The following is a 24,838-nucleotide window of genomic DNA, read 5'->3' as shown; positions in this document are numbered from 1 at the left end:
ATGGCTTCAGAAATCAAAAAAATAGGAGTTTTTACGTCTGGCGGAGACTCTCCTGGAATGAATGCCGCAATTCGTTCCGTAGTCCGTACTTGTGCATATTTGGATATTGAGTGTGTTGGAATCTACCGTGGATATCAGGGGATGATCGAAGGAGATTTTAAAACTTTGGATGCCCGTAGCGTAAACAACATTATCAATAAGGGAGGGACTATATTAAAATCCGCTCGGTGCGAAGAATTTAGAACCAAGGAAGGAAGGAAGAAAGCTTACGACCAATTAACCAAAGAGGGTATCAATGCTTTTGTGGTAATCGGTGGAAATGGGAGCTTTACAGGAGCACTTTTGTTTACAGAAGAATATAATTTTCCGGTAATAGGAATTCCCGGAACCATTGACAACGATATCTTGGGATCATCGTTTACCATAGGTTTTGATACCGCTATAAACACAGTGGTGGATGCCATTGATAAGATACGTGATACAGCTAGCTCACATAACAGGCTCTTTTTTGTTGAGGTAATGGGGCGCGATGTTGGTCATATTGCACTCAATGCGGGTGTTGGGGCCGGAGCGGAAGAAATATTGATTCCCGAGCAGAACCTTGGATTGGAACGTTTGTTGGATTCATTGAAACGAAGTAAGGCTTCTGGAAAATCGTCCAGTATTGTTATTGTTGCAGAAGGCGATAAAATTGGTAAAAACGTATTTGAGCTTAAGGAATATGTAGAGGAACATCTGCCCATCTACGATGTTAGGGTTTCCGTGCTAGGGCACATGCAAAGAGGAGGCAACCCAACTTGTTTTGATCGCGTGCTGGCCAGTAGAATGGGAGTAAAGGCAGTAGAAAGTATATTAGAGGGGAAAACCAATCTAATGGTCGGTATTCGGGATACTAAATTGGTGCTTACCCCATTGGCAGAAGCCATTAAGGCACATACAGAAATAGACGAAGAACTCATTAGAGTTTCCGATATAATGACAACTTAAATTTAAACACAAAAAAAGTAAACATGTCAAATTTGAAAATAGGAATCAACGGATTCGGTAGAATAGGAAGGTTGGTATTTAGAGCAACCGTAAAAAGAGGTGATGTGGATGTTGTGGCAATCAACGATTTGTTGGATGTTGAACACCTTGCATACCTATTGAAATATGACTCGGTCCACGGAAATTTTGATGGTACCGTAGAAGTTAAGGACGGAAACCTGGTAGTAAACGGAAATACCATCAGAATTACTGCCGAGCGTGACCCAAAGAACTTGAAATGGGACGCTGTTGGTGCTGAAATCGTTGCAGAATGTACCGGTATATTCACCACATTGGATATGGCCCAATCACACATTGATGGAGGTGCCAAGAAAGTAGTTATCTCTGCCCCATCCAAAGATGCTCCTATGTTCGTAATGGGTGTTAACCATAAAGATGTTAAGGCAACAGATACCATTATTTCCAATGCTTCTTGTACTACCAACTGTTTGGCGCCAATTGCCAAAGTACTTAACGATGAGTTCGGTATAGCAGAGGCCTTGATGACAACGGTACACGCTACCACAGCTACCCAATTGACGGTTGATGGTCCTTCTAAAAAGGATTATAGAGGAGGTAGAAGTGCTCTTTTGAACATTATTCCAGCAGCAACAGGTGCGGCAAAAGCCGTAACCAAAGTTATTCCTTCGTTGGAAGGTAAATTGACAGGTATGGCTTTTAGGGTGCCTACTGCTGACGTTTCTGTAGTGGATTTGACCGTTAAATTGGAAAAAGAAACTTCTTACGAAGGTATCAAAGCTGCAATGAAGGCTGCCTCTGAAGGCGAATTGGCCGGTGTTTTGGGCTACACTGAGGAGTTGGTGGTCTCTCAAGACTTTGTAGGAGACGTAAGGACTTCTATTTTTGATGCTGATGCAGGGATAGAACTGAATTCCAAATTCTTCAAGGTAGTATCTTGGTACGATAACGAAACTGGGTACTCCAACAAATTGGTAGAATTGGCTCTGCACGCAGCTAGCCTTTAATTTATATCTTACATAACATTTATCCTGAAGAGGGGTCAACCCTCTTCAGGTTTATATACTTAAATCTCGACGTATGATTTTAATCGTGGATAGTGGCGCCACTAAATCCGATTGGATTGCCCTTGATGAAAAAGGGGAGCAGCTTTTTGTTACCCAGACACTTGGACTTAGTCCGGAAGTACTTACTAAAGAAGTAATAGAGGATAGATTGGCCAACAATTTTGAACTGTCCAAGAACAAAGAAAAAGTACGTCAACTTTATTTTTACGGGGCCGGTTGCGGAACCGATAGAATGAAGAATTTTTTAAAATCCATTTTCAAGGATTTCTTTCCCAATGCTAAGGCGGAGGTACGGGAAGATACTTATGCGGCCATTTACGCCACTACTAAAATTGGAAGACAAGGTATCGTGTGTATTTTGGGTACAGGATCCAATTGTAGTTATTATGATGGTCACCAATTGATACAAAAGGTAACATCTTTGGGATATATCCTAATGGATGATGGCAGTGGTAATTTCTTTGGACGTAAACTGATCAGGGATTATTATTTCCACAAAATGCCACAGGATTTGGGAATGAAGTTTGCCAAGGAATACGATCTCGATGCCGATGTAATCAAAGAGCATCTCTACAAACAGCCCAACCCCAATACCTATTTGGCCACTTTTGCCAGGTTCATTATTGAGAACAAGGAGCATCCCTACTGCAAGGGAGTCATTGAAAAAGGTCTACAGCAGTTCGTTAACAACTATATTATGCAATATGAACTGGCTACAAAGGTTCCTGTGAGCTTCGTGGGCAGTATCGCACATTTCTTGCAAGACGAATTAAAAGCTTGTATTGAGCGAAACGACCTGATTCTTGGTGTTATCAGAAGAAGGCCTATAGAAGGCTTGGTGGAGTTCCACAGAGATACTATTTAACCGCGATCATCGATATTTCTACGTTTACGAACTTGGGAAGGTTAGCAACTTCAACGGTTTCCCTAGCCGGTGCGGTATCGGCATCAAAGTAAGTTCCATACACCTCATTGATTTGGGCAAACTGGTTCATATCCTTTATAAAAATGGAGGATTTGATGACATGCTCAAAAGTCATCCCTGCCTCTTCCAGAATAGCCTTTAGATTTTCCATGGACTGTTTGGTTTCGGCTTTAATATCACCTTCAACAAGGTTTCCCGTAGCAGGGTCTATCGGAATCTGTCCGGAAATATAAAGAGTGTCTTTTACAAGTACTGCTTGATTGTATGGCCCGATTGGAGCTGGTGCTTTTGAGGTGTTGATTATCTTTTTCATGAGAATAGTTTTTATTGAATTTAGGATAAAGATAAAATAGAATCCATTAACGCTGGCTTCTATTTTCCCATTTAATATCGCTCAAAATGGAACTCTTTATCCCAATAAAGAAGTACCAACGCTCGTACCTTCCAAAGGGAGTCCAGTCAAAACTGAGCCTAAAACTACCAAGGTCACGTTTAAAAGCAAATCGGGTATCGGCAAAGCCCTTGTTCTTTAAATCGTAACCGGAGTTGAACCCTACTTCCCATTTCGGCGTTAGCTGAATATTTCCGGAAAACATCAGAGAGTGGTTGGTTATCTCACTTTGCCTATTACTATTGTTGTAAGAGGCAACATAGGTGAACCTTGCATCCCACGGTAATTTGTTGTTGTACAATTGTTGCTCGTCGTCCTTATTACTTTCCCTCTCATTGGTTCTTCCTCTGTCAAACCTGGACTGCTCCCCTCGAACATCGTCCATGGCAAATGGGTTGTCACTAAAGTTGGACTGTTTCTCCTCGTCGGTATTCTCCTTTGCCCCACCTTTTTGGAACATTTCGCTGTTCAAGGAAAAACTGGTGTTGACTCGGGCCGATGTTAAACGGGCGATACCTCCACCATTTTTTATGTTCAGCGTATTAATTCGTCTACCACTATTGTCGATGGCATAGGGATCGAACGTTGCCGCAAAGTTGATGGGCACATTTTTTATGATTTCCGTTGCACCGCTCATACTTATTGGACTGAGCTTTAATGAATCTGCTTCAAGGTTATAACTGGCGTTGAAACTCAGGTTGCTAAGGATTTTGACCTTTTTCGGTTCCGTAGCCGTGGAATCCTTGTCCCTTACCTTGGCCTCCAAGGAGTTTTGAAGAGAAAAACTCAAGGAACTCCCTTTGTTCAGTGAAGGTCTCCCGTATAAACTAGTTTCGTATGGGGTGTATTCCACTTCATCTCCATCTTCATCAATATAACTATCGTAGAATTGCTCAAAGGATGGGGTGTAACTATAGCTTATGGAGGGACGCATTACGTGGCGCAAAGCCTGTATTTTTTTATCTTCTCCGCGGTTCCATGTACCATAGACCGTTGTTCCGATACTGGTACCGAAACTATACCTGTTGAACCTATCGAATCCGGAAATAGTATCTGTCACTACCTCCTCTATTTCGGCATCATACCGGCGCCTTATGGTTTCCATGGTCCATACGTCCTCGTAGTTACCGTTCAAGCTTACACTAAGGTACTTTGCCAGCTTAAAGTTGGTAGCAACAGGGATTCTATGGCGGGCCCCGATACGGGCATCATCGAACATTCCACTTTTAAAAAAGTTTTCCTCCGTAGTGGTGATGCTGTTCTGTGCATTCACATCATACTGAAAATTGATGTTCTCAAAAACACCTTTTTTCACTGCATCCCGCTTCACAAAAGGGTAGATACGTTCCATACTTGCCTGAAAAGTTGGCAATGACATGTTTATCGTCCTTTCCTCCGAACGGTTGTTTTGCGTATGGCTCAGCGTAAGACTGGTATTTACGGACGGGTATTCTGGGAATGTTTTGGAGTAACTTATGGAGGATGCAAAGGTGTTTGTTTGTGAATTGTTCCGGTTAAATTGGTTCAGGGAGTTCGAATAATATTGACTGGAACCTAAGTTAACGGAAGCCGAAAACCGGGAATTTGGACTGGCCTTTGGGTCTTGGGAGTGGGAAATCCGAATATTATAATTGCTAGTTCGACTGTAATCATCAAAACCTTTTTGGCTGGTCACCAAGTTTTCGTAGCTTATATTTACGTTTCCGTTGAACTTGTATCTTTTGGAGTAAATGGACCTACCTTGCAATCCATAACTGCCATTGGTATAATAATCACCGGTGATACTAAGATCAACATAGTCGCTAATGGGCAGGTAATACCCGCCATTTTGTATAAAATATCCCCTTCTAGGGTCGTTACCGAAGGTAGGGAACAGGATACCTGCCACCCTTCCAGTGGTTAAAGGAAAATAAGCAAAGGGAAGCGCTATGGGTGTGGGAACATCCATAATGTACATGTTACTGTACCCTGCGATAATTTTCTTTTTAGGAACAAACTTTGCCTTTCGCACCCGAATGTAATAGTCGGGGTTAACGGTATCGTTGGATGTGGTCAACTTGCCTTCGTTCAAGAAATAGACGGAATCGTTCTCCTTTTTGGTCTTTTCGGCATAAACTTTCATGGCGTCGCTGCCCAATTGCCCGAGACCAGCCTCTTGTTCTGTTCTCGAATTCCAGATCAATGCTTTTTGTGTATCAAAATTGAACCGTATCGAGTCAGGTCGAACTTCCTGTTCTCCTTGTTTAAAAAAAGGCAATTGGGAGTAATTGCCCAACGAATCCTTCATGCGGCCTGCATATACCTCGTTTTTCACGTAATCCATTACAATTACACCAGCTTTGAGTTCGGTATCCTGGTAATAGATTTCCGCTTCGTCGTACAGGTAAATTTTATTGTCCTTTTGACTTAACTTTACATAATCCTTAGCTTTATATTTTATTTTATCCAATAGCAAAGGTTGCTTTTTGGTCACGGTATCAGTTTCAACAGAATCGGTTTTGGTGGAACTGCTAAGAATGTTCGCAGGAAGCAAAGGAGCATAAATTGTGTCCTTTATGGCCTTGATGGGCAAGGGTTTAATTGGATCTTCCTGAGCACTTAAGGTAGCGATGCCGCAAAGAAGAACAAATAGGAAAAGTAAAAGATGTTTATTTGGTTGCAACGTGATAAATCCTATTTTTGTGCTAGTTGGCCCAGTTCAGGGGTCAAACTTACATATATTTTTTGTTCTACTAATTGGGGATTACAATATTTTTAACCATTACTGAACACTATAATTACTCAAATCTTATGAATAAAAGTCGGTCGGCATTTTTAGTTTTTATACTTCTGGCCCTTCCTTTGACCTCATTCAACAAAAATGATACCGAGGTTCAATCGAAGGATAAATTTGTTGTTGTTTTGGATGCAGGGCATGGTGGGCATGACCCGGGAAACATTGGAAACGGCTATTTGGAGAAAAAAATTGCCCTTGCCATTGTACTCAATGTAGGAAGACAGCTCGAGAAGCATCAAGACATTAAGGTCGTTTATACACGGGATGACGATACATTTGTGGATCTGTTCGAGAGAGGGGAGATTGCCAACAAGGCCAATGCGGATTTATTTGTATCCGTACATTGCAATGCCCATAGTTCCGATGCGTATGGTACCGAGACCTATGTATTGGGGTTGCATGCCAATCGTCAAAACTTTGAAGTGGCCAAGAAAGAGAACTCTGTGATCTATTTGGAGGATAATTATGAACAACGGTATGCCGAGTACGACATCAATTCACCCGAATCAGTAATTGGTCTTACCATTATGCAGGAAGAATTTTTGGACCAGAGCATACAATTGGGCAAAAAGCTTCAGGACAATTTTACAAAACAGTTAAAGCGTAAGGACCGAAAAGTGAAGCAGGCGGGATTCATTGTACTTCACCAGACTTTTATGCCAAGTGTTTTGGTCGAGGCCGGATTTTTGACCAATAAGAATGAAGGAAGCTATCTTAATTCAAAAAACGGTCAGGAAGAAATGGGAAATGCCATTGCTAAAGCGGTTTTGGCATATAAAGAAGAAATGGGCCTTACTACTTCAATTTCCGTTCCCGATGAACAAAAGATCGAAGACGTTGAAGTTGTTGACAATGTCAAAGAAGAAACGCCTAAAGAAATAATCAAAGAAACAATAGTTGAAAAGGAGCCGGTAAAACAAGAAACCAATACTGCAGCTTCATCCGAATCGGAAAAAGAAACTGTTGTGGAATCCAAGGATACGGGTGTAGTTTTTAAAGTGCAGCTCATGGCAAGTGGAAAAACGATACCTTTAAGACCGGATAATTTTAACGGGCTGGACCAATTGTCCAAAGAGCCATATAAGAACATGTTTAGATATATGTATGGTAATGCCAGCAATTATGAGGCGGCTAAACGGTTGAAAAATGATGCGGATGCAAAGGGTTATACCACATCCTATATAGTTGCATACAAAAATGGGGTAAGGGTTCCGATAACGAACGCGTTGAAGTAGCAATGCTTCAAATGCCCTCTTGTGAAAATTATTCCTAATTTTGTTTAAAACATAAACCGAATCTTTTGAAACTATCCAGGGAAATAAAAACTGGGATCATTGTAGTCGCTGGAATAGTGGCCTTGATCTTTGGACTTAGCTACTTAAAATCCTCCGCTCTTTTTGAAAAAAGTAAAACTTTTTACGCCGTTTATGATGATGTAGGAGGTTTGCAACCAGGAACAAAGGTGACGATCAACGGTTTTGATGTCGGTAATGTCACCGATATCAGGTTCAGGGATGGCTCCGGGAAATTATTGGTGACCTTGACCGTTACCAACAAATTTGAGTTCTCCGGTAATAGTATCGCAGAATTGTTCGATACGGGTATTATTGGTGGTAAGGGAGTACAAATTGTGCCGGTATTGGATAATGCGCCACCGGCAAAATCGGGAGACACACTACAGTCCAAAATAAAACCCGGACTTACCGAATTGGTACAACAGAAATTGACCCCGTTGCAGATGAAGGTGGAAGGGGCGGTCTCCAATGCGGATTCATTGTTAATGAACGTAAACCAAATTTTGGACGACCCGACCAAAAAGCAACTTCAGGAAACCATAGCTTCGCTAAATCAGTTGGTAAAATCCTTTAAGACAAGTGCCGATAATTTGAACGTTCTGTTGGATAACAACAAAATGCAATTGGACAGCTCTCTTAAAAATGTAAGCCATATTACCTCTAACTTTTCAAAACTTTCCGACTCCTTGGTCAATGCTGATTTGGGAGGAACTTTGGAACAGTTTCAGGGTACTGTAGGTAAATTGAACGGTATTCTAGCCAAGATCGAGCAGGGCGAAGGTTCATTGGGTAAGCTGCATAAAGACGATGCCCTCTACAATAATTTGGCGTCGGCATCGCGCGAACTGGATTTATTGCTTCAGGACTTTAGACTAAACCCAAAACGATACGTCAACGTTTCCGTATTCGGTAAAAAGCAAAAGGAGTACACACTTCCGGAGGACGATCCTGCTGAACAAGAGGAAAATCCCACCGAACAAAAAGAAAATAACCCGTAAATGGAATATCTGCCCAATATCATATTTGCCGTGGCCCTGATAGCGGGCATTGGCTTTTTTGCACGTAACGTAAAAAAGTTGACCCGGAACATTAAGCTGGGAAAGGATGTTGATGTAAGCGACAACAAATCGCAGCGTTGGAAGAACATGGCAAGGATAGCCTTGGGTCAAACGAAAATGGTGGTAAGACCTGTAGCGGGCATTATGCACGTTATTGTTTATGTAGGCTTTATCATTATAAATATTGAAGTGTTGGAAATCATCCTCGATGGACTTTTGGGAACACATAGATTGTTTTCGCCACTAGGTTCTGTTTATGATTTTTTGATTGGTTCTTTTGAAGTATTAGCACTACTGGTCATCGTGGCGGTCATTGTCTTCTGGATACGAAGGAACATTATCAGGATTCAACGTTTCATAAAACCTGAAATGAAGGGATGGCCCAAGACAGATGGAAATATGATCCTTTACATTGAGTTTGTATTGATGATTTTGTTTCTCACCATGAACGCAGCCGATTTTCAGTTGCAGCAACTGGGTGCCGAGCATTATCACGAAGCGGGAGCATTTCCAGTAAGTCAATTTATGGTGCCATTGTTGGATAATATTTCCGAATCTTCCTTGATCTTGGTGGAAAGAACAGCATGGTGGTTACATATTTTGGGCATTTTGGCCTTTTTGAACTACCTCTACTATTCAAAACATTTACATATCCTTTTGGCATTTCCTAACACTTATTATGGTAAAGTGAAGCCACAAGGGCAGTTCAACAATCTGGAATCCGTTACCAAGGAGGTTAAATTGATGATGGACCCTGATGCAGACCCTTATGCTGCACCGGTCGAAGAAGATGCCGCCGAGCCAGAAAAATTTGGGGCATCCGATGTCATGGACCTGAACTGGGTGCAATTGCTCAACGCGTATACCTGTACCGAATGTGGGCGATGTACATCAGAATGTCCGGCCAACCAAACAGGTAAAAAACTATCACCACGAAAAATAATGATGGATACCCGTGACCGGTTGGAAGAAGTGGGCAAGATCATGGATGCCAATAACGGAGAATTTGTTTCCGATGGCAAACAATTATTAAACGATTATATCACCCCGGAGGAACTTTGGGCGTGTACTACGTGCAATGCATGTGTACAAGCCTGTCCCGTAAGCATCGACCCATTGTCCATTATTGTGGAAATGCGCAGATATTTGGTGATGGAACAGTCCGCGGCGCCTACCGAGTTGAACAATATGATGTCCAATATCGAAAACAACGGAGCCCCTTGGCCGTACAACCAAATGGACCGTCTGAACTGGGTAAACGAATAAATCTATAACTATGAGCGAACAATTGAAGGTTAAGACCATGCAAGAGTTTATGGCAGAAGGAAAACAGCCAGAGATATTGTTTTGGGTGGGTTCCGCCGGTAGTTTTGATGATCGTGCCAAGAAAATATCAAGAGCTTTTGTAAAGTTGTTGAACAAGGCCAATGTTGATTTTGCGGTATTGGGAACAGAAGAAAGTTCAACGGGCGATGTGGCCAAACGGGCAGGGAACGAGTTTTTGTTTCAGATGCAGGCCATGATGAATATCGAGTTGTTGAATGGCTATGAAATTAAGCGAATTGTAACCTGTGACCCACATTCCTTCAATACGTTAAAAAACGAGTATCCAAGTTTGGGCGGGAACTATGATGTACTGCACCATACACAATACCTTAAAGAACTTATCGACAACGGTCGTTTGACCATTACCGGGGATGGGTATAAAGGCAAGCGAATCACTTTTCACGACCCATGTTATCTGGGCAGGGCAAATTCCGTTTTTGATGCACCAAGAGAACTGCTTACGAAGACCAATGCGGAACTGGTGGAGATGAAACGTCATAAAAAAACGGCACTGTGCTGTGGGGCTGGTGGTGCACAAATGTTCAAAGAGCCCGAAAAGGGAGATATGGATGTCAATGTGCTACGGACTAAAGGTGCTTTGGAGACCAATCCCAATATTATAGCCACAGGATGTCCTTACTGTAACACTATGATGACGGATGGTATCAAGGCACATGAGAAGGAGGACAGTGTCACAGTTTTGGATGTAGCCGAAGTATTGGCGAATTCCCAGGGATTGTAAAAGAAGTTTTAAAATTCAGGTCGAGCATTGTCGAGACCTTATTGAAAAAATATATGCTAGCAGATTTTAATGAATTGCCAGACCACTCCAGAGTTTGGATATACCAAGCCAACAGGAGTTTTACTGACGAAGAACAGAAAGAATTGGAGGAAAGCCTGACCGCTTTTTTGAAGGAATGGACGGCCCATGGCAGTGATCTTCACGCTGGGTTCGAGATAAAATACAAACGGTTTATTGTAATTGGATTGGACCAGACCAATGTCAGTGCATCAGGATGTTCCATTGATACCTCTGTGCACTTTATCCAAAGTTTGGAGCAAAAATATAGTGTGGAGCTTTTGGATAGGATGAACGTTTCTTTCAAGCAAGGAGAATACATTGCCTATAAACCATTAGTGGATTTTAAGAAAATGGCCAAGGCCAAATCAGTTTCCCCAAGTACCATCGTATTCAATAATTTGGTCGCTACCAAACAGGAATACTTGGAAAACTGGGAGGTTCCCGCTAGCGAAAGTTGGCACTCCAGATTTGTATCGTAAAACCCTTAATTTATCTTAATTTCCATACTTTCCTCGACGAAATGCAATATTTTTATGAGCATTAAGTTGAGGTTTAAGACAAGATATTTATGCGGATAATACTCCAATTCCCCTTTTTCCTACTCGTATGCATTCAAACCTTTGGTCAATCAAATCCCTTGATTGTCAAAGACTCGATGGCTCAAATGGCATGGGTCGAAAATCAATATGCGAACATGTCTCTACAGGAAAAAGTAGGACAGTTGTTCATGGTAAGCGTTGCATCCAATCAAAGCAAAGCTGCGACCGATAAGGTCAAGAACCTTGTTGCGAAGCAGGGTATAGGAGGTGTTATCTTTTTGGTGGGCGGACCGGTACAACAAGCTAAATTGACCAACGAATACCAATCCGTTTCTAAAGTGCCATTATTGATTGGTTCCGATGCTGAATGGGGCATGGCCATGCGTCTGGACTCTACTTATGCATTTCCTTGGAACATGACGTTGGGAGCCATTCGAGATAGTACCATCGTAGAAAAGGTAGGTTATCAGATTGGAAAACATGCCAAGCGGTTGGGAGTCCATATCAATTTTGCTCCGGACCTTGACGTCAATAACAATCCACAGAATCCCATCATTGGAAACCGGTCTTTTGGGGAAGACCCTAAAAATGTCGCTAAAAAAGGACGAGCTTTTGTTCGGGGAATGGAAAAGGCCGGCGTACTTTCAAGTGGCAAGCACTTTCCAGGTCATGGAGATACCGCTACGGATTCCCATAAATCCTTACCTATCATTACCTCTTCCGTGGAACGGTTGGATTCCATAGAACTGTATCCCTTCAAAAAAGCAATGGAAGCCGGATTGAGTTCTACCATGGTGGCACATTTGGATGTCCCCAGCTTGGAGAGCAGGGAAGGGCATCCCTCCACATTATCAAAAAGCATTGTTACCGGAGTTTTAAAAAAACAGTTAGGTTTTGAAGGTTTGGTCATTACGGATGCTCTGAACATGAAGGCGGTTTCCGAATTTGCTCCTGAAGGAAAAGTGGAACTGGAGGCCTTTTTGGCGGGCAACGATTTGTTGTTGATGCCGGAGAACGTACTCAAGGCCAAAGAAACATTCGTTCAAGCTTATGATGAGGGTTTGATTACGGAGGAACGGTTGGCCGAATCAGTGAAAAAAATATTGATGGCCAAGTACAAGGCGGGCCTCTATAATTATAAACCCGTGAATCTGGAGAATTTGTACGAGGATTTGAACGGGCTCGAGAACGATGTAATATATGAAGAGGCCATTGAAGCAGCCATAACGGTTGCCAAGAATAATTTCTCCCTGATGCCCATCAGAAAATTGGACAATAAGAAGATAGCGTACGTTCATTTTGGAGACGATTCAGGAACCACTTTTAATGAATCATTGAACAAATATTTTAAAGTAACCCATATTAAGGCTAAGGATATTGCCCAGTATAAAAAGGAGCTGGCAAATTATAACTTGGTCATTATTGGGTTCCATAAGGATAATTCGAGTCCTTGGAAAGGATATAAATTTTCCCAGAACGAACTTTTTTGGATGGAGGAAATCTCCCGTATGAGGACTAGCAATACTATTTTAGCCCTTTTTGCAAGGCCCTATGCGTTGTTGGATGTCCTCAATTTTGATACCATGGACGGCGTAGTGGTCGGTTATCAGAACAGCAAGATTGCGCAAGAAAAGGTGGCCGAGGTCATTTTTGGCGCCACAGGGGCTACAGGGAAGCTTCCGGTATCGGCCCACGATGAGTTTCCCGTTGGGACAGGGGTCGATGTAGAACCCATTCAACGTTTGGGATACAGTATTCCTGAAAGGGTCGGGATGAGTTCGGAGCTTTTGGCAGAGGTGGACACCTTGATGCAGCACGGATTGGATTCCTTAATGTTTCCGGGTGCGCAGGTATTGATTGCGAGAAAGGGAAAAGTGATTTACAACAAGAACTTTGGTCACCCTACGTATGATTCTAAAGAAAGAATATCTGAAGAATCCATTTACGACTTAGCTTCCCTGACAAAAATACTTTCTACCCTGCCCATGATCATGAAAATGGAGGAAGAAGGAAAAATAGCCTTGAACGATACCTTTAAAGACCTAATTCCAGCTTATGCGGATACGGAGCTTAAAGATGTTTCTGTATTAAAGGCACTTTCTCACTATGGGCGCTTACCCTCCTGGATAGCTTTTTATTTGGATACGTTGGACAAGGACAGGAAACCATCATCAGAGTTTTATAGCCCTAATCCATCCGAAGCATTTCCATATAAAGTAGCTGAGCATTTATACCTAACCAGATCATACAAGGATTCGATCTACAATAGAATCGGTCGGCAAAGCCTAAAATCGAATCGGTACAGGTATAGCGATGTAGGTTACTACGTTTTTAAGGAATATATTGAGAAGGCCTACGCCATGCCTATTGATGAATTGGTCAATGAATTCCTCTACAGCCCCATGGGTTTACAACGAACAACCTTTAATCCTTTAAAAAAATTTCCCAAAGAAGAGATAGTTCCTACAGAAGAGGACGACTATTATAGATATCAAACTGTACAAGGGTATGTACATGATATGGGCGCGGCTATGCAAGGAGGAGTCGGTGGACATGCGGGGCTCTTTAGTACCGCCAACGAGGTAGCCAAAATTATGCAGATGTATTTACAGGGAGGTTATTATGGCGGAGAGCAGTTTTTTAATGCGAGAACGGTGAAACGGTTCAACACGTGCTATTTCTGTAACAAGAATGTTAGAAGGGGTGTGGGCTTTGATAAGCCCCAGTTGAATGAAAGTGGGCCTACCTGTGGATGTGTCTCCCAAAAGAGTTTTGGACACAGTGGGTTTACTGGAACCTATACATGGGCCGACCCTGATGAGGAAATTGTTTATGTGTTTTTGTCCAATAGGACCTATCCGTCGGCAACGAACACCTTGCTCATAAAATCCGGGCTGCGGACACGAATACAGCAGGCCATTTATGATTCCATTATTAATTAGGTATAAAATATTGCCGTAGATTTGTTCTTATGAAAATAGCGATTGTGTGTTACCCGACCTTTGGCGGTAGTGGTGTTGTTGCCACGGAATTGGGTATTGCCCTTGCGGAAAGGGGCCACGAAGTACACTTTATTACTTACCGTCAGCCCGTTCGATTGGAGCTTTTGGGAAACAATATCCATTTTCATGAGGTACATGTACCGGAATACCCGTTGTTCCACTATCAACCTTATGAGCTGGCGCTGTCCAGTAAGTTGGTGGACACCATCAAACTATATGATATTGAACTGCTGCACGTGCACTATGCCATTCCACATGCCTATGCCGGATATATGGCGAAAAAAATGCTTCAGGAGTATGGGATTTTTATACCCATGATCACCACGCTCCATGGTACGGATATCACTTTGGTGGGCAAACACCCTTTTTATAAACCAGCGGTAACCTTCAGTATTAACAAATCCGATGTGGTTACTTCCGTTTCCGAGGCACTTAAGAACGAGACTTTAAAACTTTTTGATATTGAGAAGGAAATCGAGGTGATTCCGAATTTTATAGAAACAACAAAATACAAAAAGACCTACACCGATTGCCAACGTAGTATGATGGCGAAGGAGAATGAACGCATCATAACACACATAAGTAATTTTAGAAAGGTAAAGCGTATTCCCGATGTCATTAAAATATTCCATCGCATCCAAAAGGAAATGCCCGCTAAACTTATCATGGTAGGCGAAGGGCCGGAAAAGGAAAAAGCGGAAGATTTGTGCGATTCATTGGGGATAAAGGATAAGGTCCTGTTTTTAGGTAACAGCAACGAGATTGACCGCATTCTTTGTTTCTCCGATATGTTCCTGTTGCCCTCTGAAACCGAAAGTTTTGGTTTGGCGGCATTGGAGGCCATGATCAATAAGGTGGCGATAGTTTCCAGCAACACAGGGGGTATCCCGGAAGTTAACATCGATGGTGTGTCCGGTTATCTGGCAGATGTTGGTGATGTAGAGACCATGTCGGCAAAGGCCATTGAGATTCTGAGGGACGATGAGACCCTTGTAAGGTTCAAGGAAAACGCATTCAATGTGGCTTCCAAATTTGATATTGTACACATTCTTCCCTTATATGAAGACCTTTATGAAAAGGCATTTAAATCACGTTTTAAAAACACATTTTAATATCAAACACTTTTTTATCATAGCGTCGATTTGCTTACTTTCCTGCAAGGCTCAAAAGTCTGCAAACTCTACCGTTGGTGAGCATATTGATGGTTTGACATTGATCGAGCATCAAAACTTTACAAATATTGATTCTTTTGAAACCCGTGTGATACGGGATACAAAAACATTGGGCAAATTTTATAAGCAAATCAACAAAACACGTAAACCTGGATTGCCGGTGCCAATGGTCGACTTTTCCAAGGATATGTTGATTTTGGTCTGTTTAGGTGAGCAGCATGGAGAAAAAACGATTCAATTGTCCAAATTAAAAGAAACGGACCAAGAAATGTTGATAGCACTGGATGTCCAAAATATATCAATAGAAGAAGAAATTTCAATTCAGCCTGTATACTTCCCATTTTATCTCTACAAAATGCCATTGGTCGATAAAGCAGTGGTTTTTCAAAAGATTGAGGAATAGTCTTTTCAATATTATTCCTACTTCTTATCGATAAATAGCGCACTTGAAAGGGCAAAGTTCCAAGATTAGAACGCTTAACATAGCTTTGAAAGCGTTAACCTCAAATCATTAAGAATGCATATTCTACGTCCTACCATTATGGTAATGGCATTGGCTTGTTTTACTTTTGGACATGCTCAAGACATGGAACTGACAAAAAAGGACAGTATTGTGCAAAGTTATTGGATGGTTTCTGTTGGAACCAATGCCGTTGATGACTCTGGAGACGAATTTCGAGAACTTTTTGATGTTCGCTCGGCTTGGAACATTGCTCCTTATCCGTCGAGGATAAGTATCGGTCGTTATTTTAAGAACGGCGTTGGATTGGAGGCAATCGGATCTCATAACCGATACAGAGAAGGTAAGGTGGTTGATGAAGTTGTTTTGACCGATGATATAGGCTACTGGGCCTTTGACTTTAGGTTAAGCTATGACCTGAACAAAATATTGGGACATACCGGTTTTTTTGACCCCTATATTGGTATCGGTGCAGGATATACCGACGCGAATAATCAGGGCAGGGGCACCTATAACGGCGTGCTTGGTTTTAAAACTTGGTTTTCAGATCATTGGGGATTGGATTTTAATACAACAGGAAAATGGGCTATGGACACAGAAAACGTCACCAACCATATCCAACATGCAGTAGCCGTTGCCTATAGGTTCAATGTGGAAAAGGGACTTTCCCGAAAAGGTCAAGAAAAACTGGCTCTTCTACAAGAAATGGAGAAAGAGCAAAAGAGAATTCAAGATTCCATTACAAGAGCTGATGAAAAAGCTCGTTTGCTTGCAGAACAATTGCAAAAGGAAAAAGAAGCAGCTGAACTGGCAGCAGCTGAAAAGGCGAAGAAGGAAGCAAAAGAAGCAGAGAAGAGAGCATTACAAACAAAACTGAACCAACTTGGGAATGTATACTTTAAATTCAATTCATCATATTTGACAGCTGAAGATAAAGAACTATTGGACCGTTTGGTCGCCATTATGAAGGAAGAACCAAGTTTGCACATCAAGGTAACCGCCCATACGGACTCCAGGGGTACCGAAAAATATAATCAATGGCTATCCGAGCGTAGAGCGCAAAGAACAGTTGATTATGTGGTATCCAAAGGAATCTCAAAGGACAGGATAGTCCATGCGGCTTTCGGGGAAACACAATTGGTCAACGAGTGTGCCGATGGAGTTTATTGTACCGAGGAAAAGCATTCAAAAAACCGGAGATCTGAGTTCTTGATTATTGAATTTTAAAGTGCAATCCTAATAAAGGAAAGAATATATTATGTTGTTCAACTCCCTTGAGTATTTTATTTTTCTGCCGATAATGTTCCTTTTGTACTGGTTCGTTCTTGGTAAGGGATTAAGGCTTCAAAATGCGCTTGTTCTTGTTGGAAGCTATTTTTTTTATGGGCTCTGGGACTGGAGGTTTTTGTTTCTTATAATTGCCAGTACGGTCGTAGATTATTTTGTGGGCATCATGATCCACAGGAACGATGGCGATAGGCCAAAGCAGAAATTGTGGTTATGGGTAAGTGTCATATTCAATATATCCTTGCTCGGTTTCTTTAAGTACTATAATTTTTTTGTGGATTCCTTTATAGATCTATTTGAGGTCATGGGATATTCCATAAAAAGTACTTGGACACTCAAGATTATATTACCGGTAGGGATTTCGTTCTATACCTTCCAAACGATGTCCTATTCCATGGATATTTATTACAAAAGGATAAAACCTTGCCACGATTTTCTGTCCTTTGCGACCTTTGTTGCATTCTTTCCACAATTGGTGGCCGGTCCCATCGAGCGGGCTTCCAATTTATTACATCAAATTACAAATAAGAGAACGTTTAACTACGATCAAATAGTAAGTGGGCTGAAACTCATTCTTTGGGGACTTTTTAAAAAGTTGGTGATAGCGGACGGTATAGCGCCGATCGTGGACGATATTTTCTTGAACCATGAAACATACCCAGCATCCACTTTGATATTGGGTGTAACACTGTTTAGTTTCCAAGTTTACGGGGATTTTAGCGGATACTCCGATATAGCCATTGGTACGGCCAAATTATTCGGAGTGGAATTGATGTCCAATTTCAAGTTTCCTAACTTTTCAAGAAATGTAGCCGAGTATTGGCAAAGGTGGCACATATCCCTATCCACTTGGTTCAGGCACTATGTTTATATCCCGCTGGGAGGGTCGCGCGTGAGTCGAGGAAAGGCAATACGAAATATCTGTATCATTTTTTTGGTGAGCGGATTTTGGCATGGGGCCAATTGGACCTTTATATTTTGGGGGGGCTTTCATGCACTGGCTTATATCCCTGTGTTTTTGATGGGAAGAAATACTATTTACAAGGATAATGTGGTAGGGGAAAACTCTCTTTTTCCTTCTTTTGTTGAATTGGGGCAGTTGATACTTACTTTTGGAATTGTCACCTTTTCCCGTATTTTCTTTAGATCTGAATCCTTGACAGATTCCTTTAATTTTATTGGAAGGATATTCAGTGATTTTAGTTATGCACCGTATGAGCATCCCAATGGATATCGTATGTTGGACTATTTTATCCTTCTGGCCGTATTTGTTCTTTATGAGTATCGAATCCGAAGAGATGAAAGGAATCCGTTCCAGTTCAAATCGAAGTCTGTCCGTTTTTTAGCGTATACCCTGGTCATTTTTGCCATGCTATTGTTCTACGATAGTGGTTTTGATAGATCGTTCATATATTTCCAGTTTTAACCATGAAAAAGTTAGTCATCAAATTAGGGGTTTATGCTTTTCTCATCCTGATTTCCTTGGAAGTCTTGGTCAGGATATTTTATCTCGGAGAAGATAAGCCATCCCGTTTTGTGGACGAAAACAGGGTTGAAAAATGGAGACCGAACCAAGAGGGGTATTCTGTTACCGGTAATAGAAACCAAAACTTTGTACGATATAATATAAATAGTTCAGGTTTTAATTCTTACCAAGAGTTTGAGCCCACCGAAGATGGTTATGAAGTTGCCTTGGTAGGTGATTCCTTTATCGAAGGATTTCACCAGCCCTATAAATCTTCCATAGGCAGAAAAATGGAATTGGAACTAGGGGAAAAAATAAAAGTGTTTGAATATGGTTATGCGGGTTATGATATGGCAGACCAGATGCATTTGATCTATGCCTACCAGGAAGACTTTGAGCTTATCGACCGCATATATATCAAAATGAAATTCTCCAACGATCTCAATAGGGGAGAGTACCATGTACAGAACGAAAGGTTGAGCTTGGAGTCGCCTTTGAACAAAATCCTAAAAAAAAGTAAGTTGTTGGTGTACCTCTCGGAAATAGGAGCGCTGACGCCAGTTAAGAATATGGTCAATGATGCTAGGATGTTGGTGCAAGGAGGAAACAGACCAAAACCGGTAACACACGGAAAGACGGAGTCAAAAGATCAAACGTTTCTTGAAAATTTTAAGAACTTAGTCGCCCTGTACGGATACGACAGGGACAAGACCGTTCTGTTGATGGATGTATCAACAACGCCAAAACTGTTTTTAGATTATTTGGATACCAATGGCTTTGATTACATCGATTTTGGAGAAAAGCTCAACAATGCCCATCGCAATACCACTTTGGTCTACGATCGGCATTGGAACAATTATGGACGTACCTTGGTTGCAGAACTATTGGTACATGATCTAAAAGTCGCTGGTATAGCCGACTAGTTTATAGATTTAAGCTTGTCCTTTTTCTATGGCCTTCACCAAATCAGCCACTTTTTCCAGGCTCATTAGGTCCATTAAAGAGAACTTCATGTCATATTTCTTCTCGACTTCATTGATGAGCATCATGTGTGTTACGGAATCCCAACCGTCCACATCATTGGCCGTGGTGTTCCCATCAAGCTCAAAATTATCATGACCAAGGGTCTCAATGAATATTTCTTTTAGTTCGGCCAGTATCTTTTCGTCGTTCGTCATTACTTTATGTTCTATTTATTTAAAAAGTGTTCTAAGTTTCTTCATATCAATTTTATCATTGACACTGTGAGGCAATTTGTCTACAAATAGGAACCTTGTTGGAATCATATATGGAGGTAAGTTTTCCTTCAAATATGAAAGGGTAGGTTTCAAGTCTATTTCCTTCGAACAAACGGCAAGACCGAGTTCGGTATTTCCGTTCCCGTCATCCAAATCGATTACCGTGATATCCAAGCCCGGTAATTTTTTCTTTACGTGGTATTCAATTTCCCCCAGTTCCACACGGAACCCTCTTATTTTAACCTGAAAGTCGGCACGGCCCACATACATATAATCCCCATCTTGATCACGATAACACATATCGCCTGATTTGTAAAACCGTAGAGATTTACCATTATGTTGTTTTTCAAAAAAGACTAGCTTGTTCCTTTCTTCGTTTTGGATATAACCAGGGAACAATTGCTCCCCCGCAATACATAATTCTCCCGTTTCTCTATCCTCCATTTCATTATTGTTTTTATCGACGACCAAATAGGTGGTATTGTCAAAAGGTTTGCCTATGGACACCACTCCGTTTTCCTCTTTGTTGTTCCCTTCTTTGTCAAAGAGATAACCTCCACAATATATGGTGGTCTCGGTAGGGCCATAGTAGTTGATGATCTGGGCATTTGGAATACACGCGTTCCACTCTTTGCCAATATCGCCATAGAGTTTGCCTCCTGCAAAACAGGAATATCGGACACTCTCACTTCGAATTTCTTTGAAATAAGGTCTTAGGAAATGAATAATTGAGGGGACCATGATCAACAGGGTCAGTTGGTGTTCCGATAACAATTTGATGATCTGAAAATACTTGATGCTATCCTTTGGCACCGTATATACACAGGCTCCTTTTAACAAAGGGGCAAGGTAGGATACCACGGACATGTCAAAGGTCAACTCGAACATTTGCAGGCAACGATCTGTTTCGGAAAGCGAGAAGGAAAGGTTGGTGTCGATGGCATTGGCAAAACCGTTCAGGTTCTTGAAACTGACCGGAGCCCCTTTAGGTATGCCCGTACTTCCAGATGTAAAGATAACATAGGCAATATCATTTTGTTCAACTTTCTTGGGCGAAGAATAGTGATTGTTACTCTCCATATCCAAACTATGGGTCGTTATGACCTTAAATCCTTTTCCAAAATACGGTGATGGTGAAGAGTCCATTACAAACATTGAATTGGTCTGGGCAAGAATCTCTTCGTTTCTTGATTTGGGATAAATGGGATTGATGGCAACATAGGCTTTCCCCTCGAACCAAAGCGCAATGATAGCCGCATAGGTCTCCAAGTCATCATTGGTGATCAGTCCCACATATTTCTCAGATAATGGTATTTCTTTCTGTATGGCCACTCTAATTGCCGTTATGGCCGTACCCAGTTCCCGATAGGTATAATGATTTCCGTTGATAAAAAAAGCATTTCGGTCACTGTGTACCTCAATGGAATTTTGAAGGGTCTCGAGAAATTTCATATTGCTGGGTTAAATAAAGTGTCCATCCTGTTCGGCCAATTGCGATACCTGTAGTTCTTTGTGCAAGGTATTATGTGCCATGGACTTTTTGGTTTGACGATAATGATAAAAAACGGACAAGGTCTTGGTGAAATGTTCCGCCAAAGTTTGATTGTCCGTGAACATATAAGAAATGTTCAATTTGTATAGGTTCTTATATAAACAAGCACATACCATTGGCATATCGGCATCGTTGGCAATACAATATTTCATATAGGCCGTACTGTGTATGTAGTGGAAGGAAATAAAACCGATCGACTTCCCATTACGGTACACAAGAAAGTTGACGATACCTATTCTCTCTGCAAATCCCTTAATTTTTGAACCATCCATTTTACCATGGTTCCATGGTTTTGATACATACTGCCTAGGGTCCAATTGCCAATTGATTTGGGCCAAACTTTTTGCAGCCAAGTCACTTTGGATGTAAGGTTGAATAAAATTCCAAGCCTCTCCATCCAATTGGTTCATATACCTGAGGTCTAAATCCTTTGTCAGAGTATTTATCCGGGAACTATTGATGGCATTATAGTATTTCATTGAAATGGATTCCACCCAACTCGTAATGGGGCTCAACCATTTGGGTAAATGTAGCTTTTGGTTTACCATGTCCTTGGCTGCCCCTATAAAAATGGTGTGCCGGTCCATGGTTCCGATGACAGTGAAAGGTTGCTTTTTATAAAAGGTATCGGCATTTTCTTCATAGGCCTTGGTCAATGCCATGTTGTTGCTCAACCGTAGGGCTTCACTAAAAACATAGGTAGAGACAACAGTACTTTTAACAGAAGGTGCCGCCCACCATTGCACTATCCAGTATATTTTGGTTCCAGTATCCTGATTGGGAGAAGACAGGAAATCCGGCACCAAGTGGGCAAAACTCAGTAGTTCCCCTCTTGAAACTGCCATTACGGCCAAGAGATCGTTTTCATCAAGTCCCGGTTTGTCCAAGAGCCATTGTGCCTTGTTCAGGGAAAAAGGTAATGGATATGTACGGTGGTCCTGTGGGGATTGAAGGTATTCTCGTAGTTCTTTTTTAGTTAAAAAAACTACTTGTAAATCATTTTTGTCCATAAACCTTACCCCTTTTTACCAATTTTATTTTTCAATGGGATAAGGTTCCATAATTTGGTCTGTCCCAAGTCAATAAGCATAAAATAATCTATCATAAAAATTGTGTTCAGGAAAAGACAATAGGGGGAGTTTATTTTATCTTTTTGATATTTAGGCCTCCAAAGAAACCGGTCCAATTCTTTTGTTTATCAATTACAGCTAAAATAAAAAGAGAAATTATCAATAGGGATATTTTTATGATATAATGCTCAAATTAGACGACATAATTTATTTAATATGCTCCTAATTAATCTAACCAATAGTGGTTTGTTTAATTTTATTAGCGTGTTAGTTCGATGAATTTATCTTTTCCTTGGTAATTATATCCTACCAAAAAGCCTCTGGAATTGCTATTGAGCTTATATACTTTGATTTTTGAGTAGGCCAAGGTATTTGTATAGAGAAAATCGTTAATAGCCTTTCTAAGCCCTTCTATCTGTTCCACCTCTTTGGGAGTTAACAGCGTTAGCATTTGAAGTTCGATCTGACCATTAACGGCTTCAGTTGAAAAATCAACTTCATCCAAAACTATTTTCTTTGTTTTACCAAAATTGATGAGTTCAATAACCCTATCACGGAGTTCGTTCACTTTTTTTGATTTTAGATATTCCTTTAGACGAATCTTCCAGAGTTCAATCTTACCGACCAACCCTAGGAACAAATTCTCTTTTGGGGTTATTATCCAGTGAGAAAACTGGTAGATATGGTTGCTCCATTTTCTTTTGTAATCCATTCCGCCGACACCCATTTCAAATAATTTATATCCATTGGATAGGCACCACTCCAGCTGTTTGTAGATTTCTACATGGCCAAGGCCGAACTTTCCGTAGTCAAGGTCGTATGAGGATACCGAACTGAAAAGAACCGGACCCAAATGATAGTTCAAGGATATCTCTATGGGTTTGGTCCCATCATAAATCACAAATAAGGAGGCCTGTTTATTTAAGATTTGTTGATAGGTGTTTTGTTTTAGTTCTTCCCATCTCCACATCTCTTTATGGGTATCTTCGCGTTCACGGAAACGTGCCTGAATCATATTTCTCAAAGCATCAAAAACAGTGTTGTAAATCTCCTTTTCAAGTTCCCCATGATACAGCTTGTATGATATTGGGAAACAAGTTTCCAGTCTGTTGACATAACGTCGAATGATACTCCTTGGCTTTGATTTGAACTGTGAAGATAGGTAGTCATCGATGGAGGAGCAATTGGAGAGATCAATGGAATACCCCCAATTATATTGATCGACAGTTCTGATGTTGCATGAGAATAATTGGTCAACCGTAAAATATGAGGGGACTAAACGACACGAAATGGCATTTTTGCCCTGTTGAAGCCATGTATATCCATCCTCTTCTAAAGAGGTGTCCATTATTTTGGCATACATCAATTCCATGGGCAAGTTCCCCCGTTCATAAAGGGATTGAAAGATATTTATGTGTTTTACTTTGCTCATGGTTAGGACTCAGATATATTTTTTAGGAATGATTTTTTTTAGCACTTAGCAGACCTTTGACCCTATATTTCCAAATAAACCATCTTTTGGCCAATTGGTGCACCTGTAGTTTTTTTAGGAATCGGATTCCATAAAAGCGAGAGATGTTCAAGGTCCAAGAAAGTAAAGCCCGCAACCTTGTTCCAATATTTTTAGGGTCGTACAGGTCTATTTGTGTATAAGTGTACGAAGTATTTACCCATTTTCTTTTGTGTAAAAAATCGCCCCGGCCCATATCTACACGGGTAATACCTTTATCAAAGCACCAGGCCACGGCTTCTATCATAATTTGGTTTCCCGGTCCATATTGCGAGTAGTCCATATCATATGCAATATTGAAAAGATAAAGCGTATCTCCATAAATAAAACCGATGCCCAAAGCTATGGGGTCGTTCCCATCGAGCAAGGAAAAAATCACAGCTTTTTTTTCTGGGAGCAATTTTTGGAACATCTTTTTATAAAGGGGCAAGAGTGGAATCTCATAGTTGGACACTTCCTTTTGCTCAAACCGCTTTTCCAAGAACTGGCCCAATTTTTCAAATAGCATGTCCAGAGTTTCTCTTTCTGTATTTCCGTAATAAGTGACCTTACGGGCAAAGGTTTCCTTGATAAGCTTTTTACCTTGCCTCCTTAGATTTCTAGCTCCTTTTGCGTTAAAACGTGCCCTGAAATAATCTTCGAAGCTATTGTGTTCGTTTAATTCTATAAGATAACCTTGGTATAGAGGGGAAACAAGTCTGTTATGGGAAGCAAGCGATTCCAGAAATTTTACCGGTTGATGGTCGGGCACATCGATTATAGTGTAAGCCTTATCTTTATTTTGGTTTTCGCCCAATGATACCTGATAGGTTCCATCGTCATCCAACTTGCCAGTAAGGACAGGTGTTTTGATATGGGAAGGCCCCAAAAGTATGTCAAGAAGAAACCTAGCTCTCAT

At 41.1% G+C, this 24,838-nt stretch carries 21 protein-coding genes; 14 read left to right on the top strand and 7 right to left on the bottom strand.

The window, feature by feature from the left end; all coding sequences use genetic code 11:
• The 3 genes from pfkA (at position 1) to DCK90_RS00765 (ending at position 2,937) form a co-directional block, all read left to right on the top strand.
• The gene (gene pfkA, locus DCK90_RS00775; protein WP_108244268.1) at positions 1-987 is read left to right on the top strand and encodes a 6-phosphofructokinase; all 987 of its coding nucleotides are present in this window, start codon (positions 1-3) and stop codon (positions 985-987) included.
• 23 nt (positions 988-1,010) lie between these two features.
• A complete protein-coding gene (gene gap, locus DCK90_RS00770) occupies positions 1,011-2,012 on the top strand; it encodes a type I glyceraldehyde-3-phosphate dehydrogenase (protein ID WP_108244267.1) in 1,002 nt (333 codons plus the stop codon).
• Between the two features lie 73 nt (positions 2,013-2,085).
• Entirely contained in the window at positions 2,086-2,937 is an 852-nt protein-coding gene (locus DCK90_RS00765; protein ID WP_108244266.1) for an N-acetylglucosamine kinase, read from the top strand.
• Here DCK90_RS00765 and DCK90_RS00760 read toward each other — a convergent pair.
• Complete coding sequence (locus DCK90_RS00760) at positions 2,930-3,310, bottom strand: RidA family protein (RefSeq protein WP_108244265.1); 381 nt, start codon at positions 3,308-3,310, stop codon at positions 2,930-2,932. The two genes, DCK90_RS00765 and DCK90_RS00760, sit on opposite strands and share 8 nt — an antisense overlap.
• Before the next feature lie 46 nt (positions 3,311-3,356).
• The gene (locus DCK90_RS00755; protein WP_108244264.1) at positions 3,357-6,050 is read right to left on the bottom strand and encodes a putative LPS assembly protein LptD; all 2,694 of its coding nucleotides are present in this window, start codon (positions 6,048-6,050) and stop codon (positions 3,357-3,359) included.
• 128 nt (positions 6,051-6,178) lie between these two features.
• Between DCK90_RS00755 and DCK90_RS00750 the strand changes: the two genes are divergently transcribed.
• The 11 genes from DCK90_RS00750 to DCK90_RS00700 all read left to right on the top strand — a co-directional run bounded on the left by DCK90_RS00750 (position 6,179) and on the right by DCK90_RS00700 (position 19,493).
• Positions 6,179-7,399, top strand: coding sequence for an N-acetylmuramoyl-L-alanine amidase family protein (locus DCK90_RS00750; protein ID WP_108244263.1), 1,221 nt, complete (start codon positions 6,179-6,181; stop codon positions 7,397-7,399).
• A gap of 65 nt (positions 7,400-7,464) precedes the next feature.
• Positions 7,465-8,457: an MlaD family protein gene (locus DCK90_RS00745; protein WP_108244262.1), complete on the top strand. Its 993-nt coding sequence runs from the start codon at positions 7,465-7,467 to the stop codon at positions 8,455-8,457.
• Positions 8,458-9,783, top strand: a complete 1,326-nt coding sequence (locus DCK90_RS00740) for a (Fe-S)-binding protein (RefSeq protein ID WP_108244261.1) — start codon at positions 8,458-8,460, stop codon at positions 9,781-9,783.
• 10 nt (positions 9,784-9,793) lie between these two features.
• Complete coding sequence (locus tag DCK90_RS00735; RefSeq protein ID WP_108244260.1) at positions 9,794-10,585, top strand: (Fe-S)-binding protein; 792 nt, start codon at positions 9,794-9,796, stop codon at positions 10,583-10,585.
• 53 nt (positions 10,586-10,638) lie between these two features.
• Positions 10,639-11,124: an ABC transporter ATPase gene (locus DCK90_RS00730; RefSeq protein WP_108244259.1), complete on the top strand. Its 486-nt coding sequence runs from the start codon at positions 10,639-10,641 to the stop codon at positions 11,122-11,124.
• Positions 11,125-11,213: 89 nt separating this feature from the next.
• Entirely contained in the window at positions 11,214-14,126 is a 2,913-nt protein-coding gene (locus tag DCK90_RS00725; protein ID WP_108244258.1) for a glycoside hydrolase family 3 N-terminal domain-containing protein, read from the top strand.
• A gap of 29 nt (positions 14,127-14,155) precedes the next feature.
• Entirely contained in the window at positions 14,156-15,298 is a 1,143-nt protein-coding gene (gene bshA, locus DCK90_RS00720; RefSeq protein WP_108244257.1) for an N-acetyl-alpha-D-glucosaminyl L-malate synthase BshA, read from the top strand.
• Complete coding sequence (locus DCK90_RS00715; RefSeq protein WP_159075721.1) at positions 15,258-15,761, top strand: hypothetical protein; 504 nt, start codon at positions 15,258-15,260, stop codon at positions 15,759-15,761. The genes bshA and DCK90_RS00715 overlap by 41 nt, the downstream gene beginning before the upstream one ends.
• Before the next feature lie 114 nt (positions 15,762-15,875).
• Positions 15,876-17,045, top strand: a complete 1,170-nt coding sequence (locus DCK90_RS00710) for an OmpA family protein (protein WP_234414540.1) — start codon at positions 15,876-15,878, stop codon at positions 17,043-17,045.
• Between the two features lie 31 nt (positions 17,046-17,076).
• Positions 17,077-18,531 (top strand): MBOAT family O-acyltransferase, encoded by a 1,455-nt coding sequence (locus tag DCK90_RS00705; protein WP_108244255.1) that lies wholly within the window; start codon positions 17,077-17,079, stop codon positions 18,529-18,531.
• Positions 18,532-18,533: 2 nt separating this feature from the next.
• Positions 18,534-19,493, top strand: a complete 960-nt coding sequence (locus DCK90_RS00700; protein WP_108244254.1) for a hypothetical protein — start codon at positions 18,534-18,536, stop codon at positions 19,491-19,493.
• Positions 19,494-19,502: 9 nt separating this feature from the next.
• Here DCK90_RS00700 and DCK90_RS00695 read toward each other — a convergent pair whose 3' ends face one another.
• From DCK90_RS00695 to DCK90_RS00675, 5 genes are all read right to left on the bottom strand, one after another.
• Positions 19,503-19,748 carry an acyl carrier protein gene (locus DCK90_RS00695; RefSeq protein ID WP_108244253.1) on the bottom strand — a complete coding sequence of 82 codons (246 nt, stop codon included), beginning with the start codon at positions 19,746-19,748 and terminating at the stop codon, positions 19,503-19,505.
• Positions 19,749-19,763: 15 nt separating this feature from the next.
• On the bottom strand, positions 19,764-21,260 hold the full coding sequence (locus DCK90_RS00690) for an AMP-binding protein (RefSeq protein ID WP_108244252.1): 1,497 nt from the start codon (positions 21,258-21,260) through the stop codon (positions 19,764-19,766).
• Between the two features lie 9 nt (positions 21,261-21,269).
• Positions 21,270-22,370 (bottom strand): hypothetical protein, encoded by a 1,101-nt coding sequence (locus DCK90_RS00685; protein ID WP_108244251.1) that lies wholly within the window; start codon positions 22,368-22,370, stop codon positions 21,270-21,272.
• A 319-nt stretch (positions 22,371-22,689) separates the two neighbouring features.
• Positions 22,690-23,862 carry a GNAT family N-acetyltransferase gene (locus DCK90_RS00680; protein WP_108244250.1) on the bottom strand — a complete coding sequence of 391 codons (1,173 nt, stop codon included), beginning with the start codon at positions 23,860-23,862 and terminating at the stop codon, positions 22,690-22,692.
• Positions 23,863-23,884: 22 nt separating this feature from the next.
• Complete coding sequence (locus DCK90_RS00675; RefSeq protein WP_108244249.1) at positions 23,885-24,838, bottom strand: GNAT family N-acetyltransferase; 954 nt, start codon at positions 24,836-24,838, stop codon at positions 23,885-23,887.

The sequence above is a fragment of the Muricauda brasiliensis genome (genome assembly GCF_003057865.1).
GTDB classification, from domain to species: domain Bacteria; phylum Bacteroidota; class Bacteroidia; order Flavobacteriales; family Flavobacteriaceae; genus Flagellimonas; species Flagellimonas chongwuensis.
This window is presented reverse-complemented; position numbering and strand designations above follow the sequence as displayed.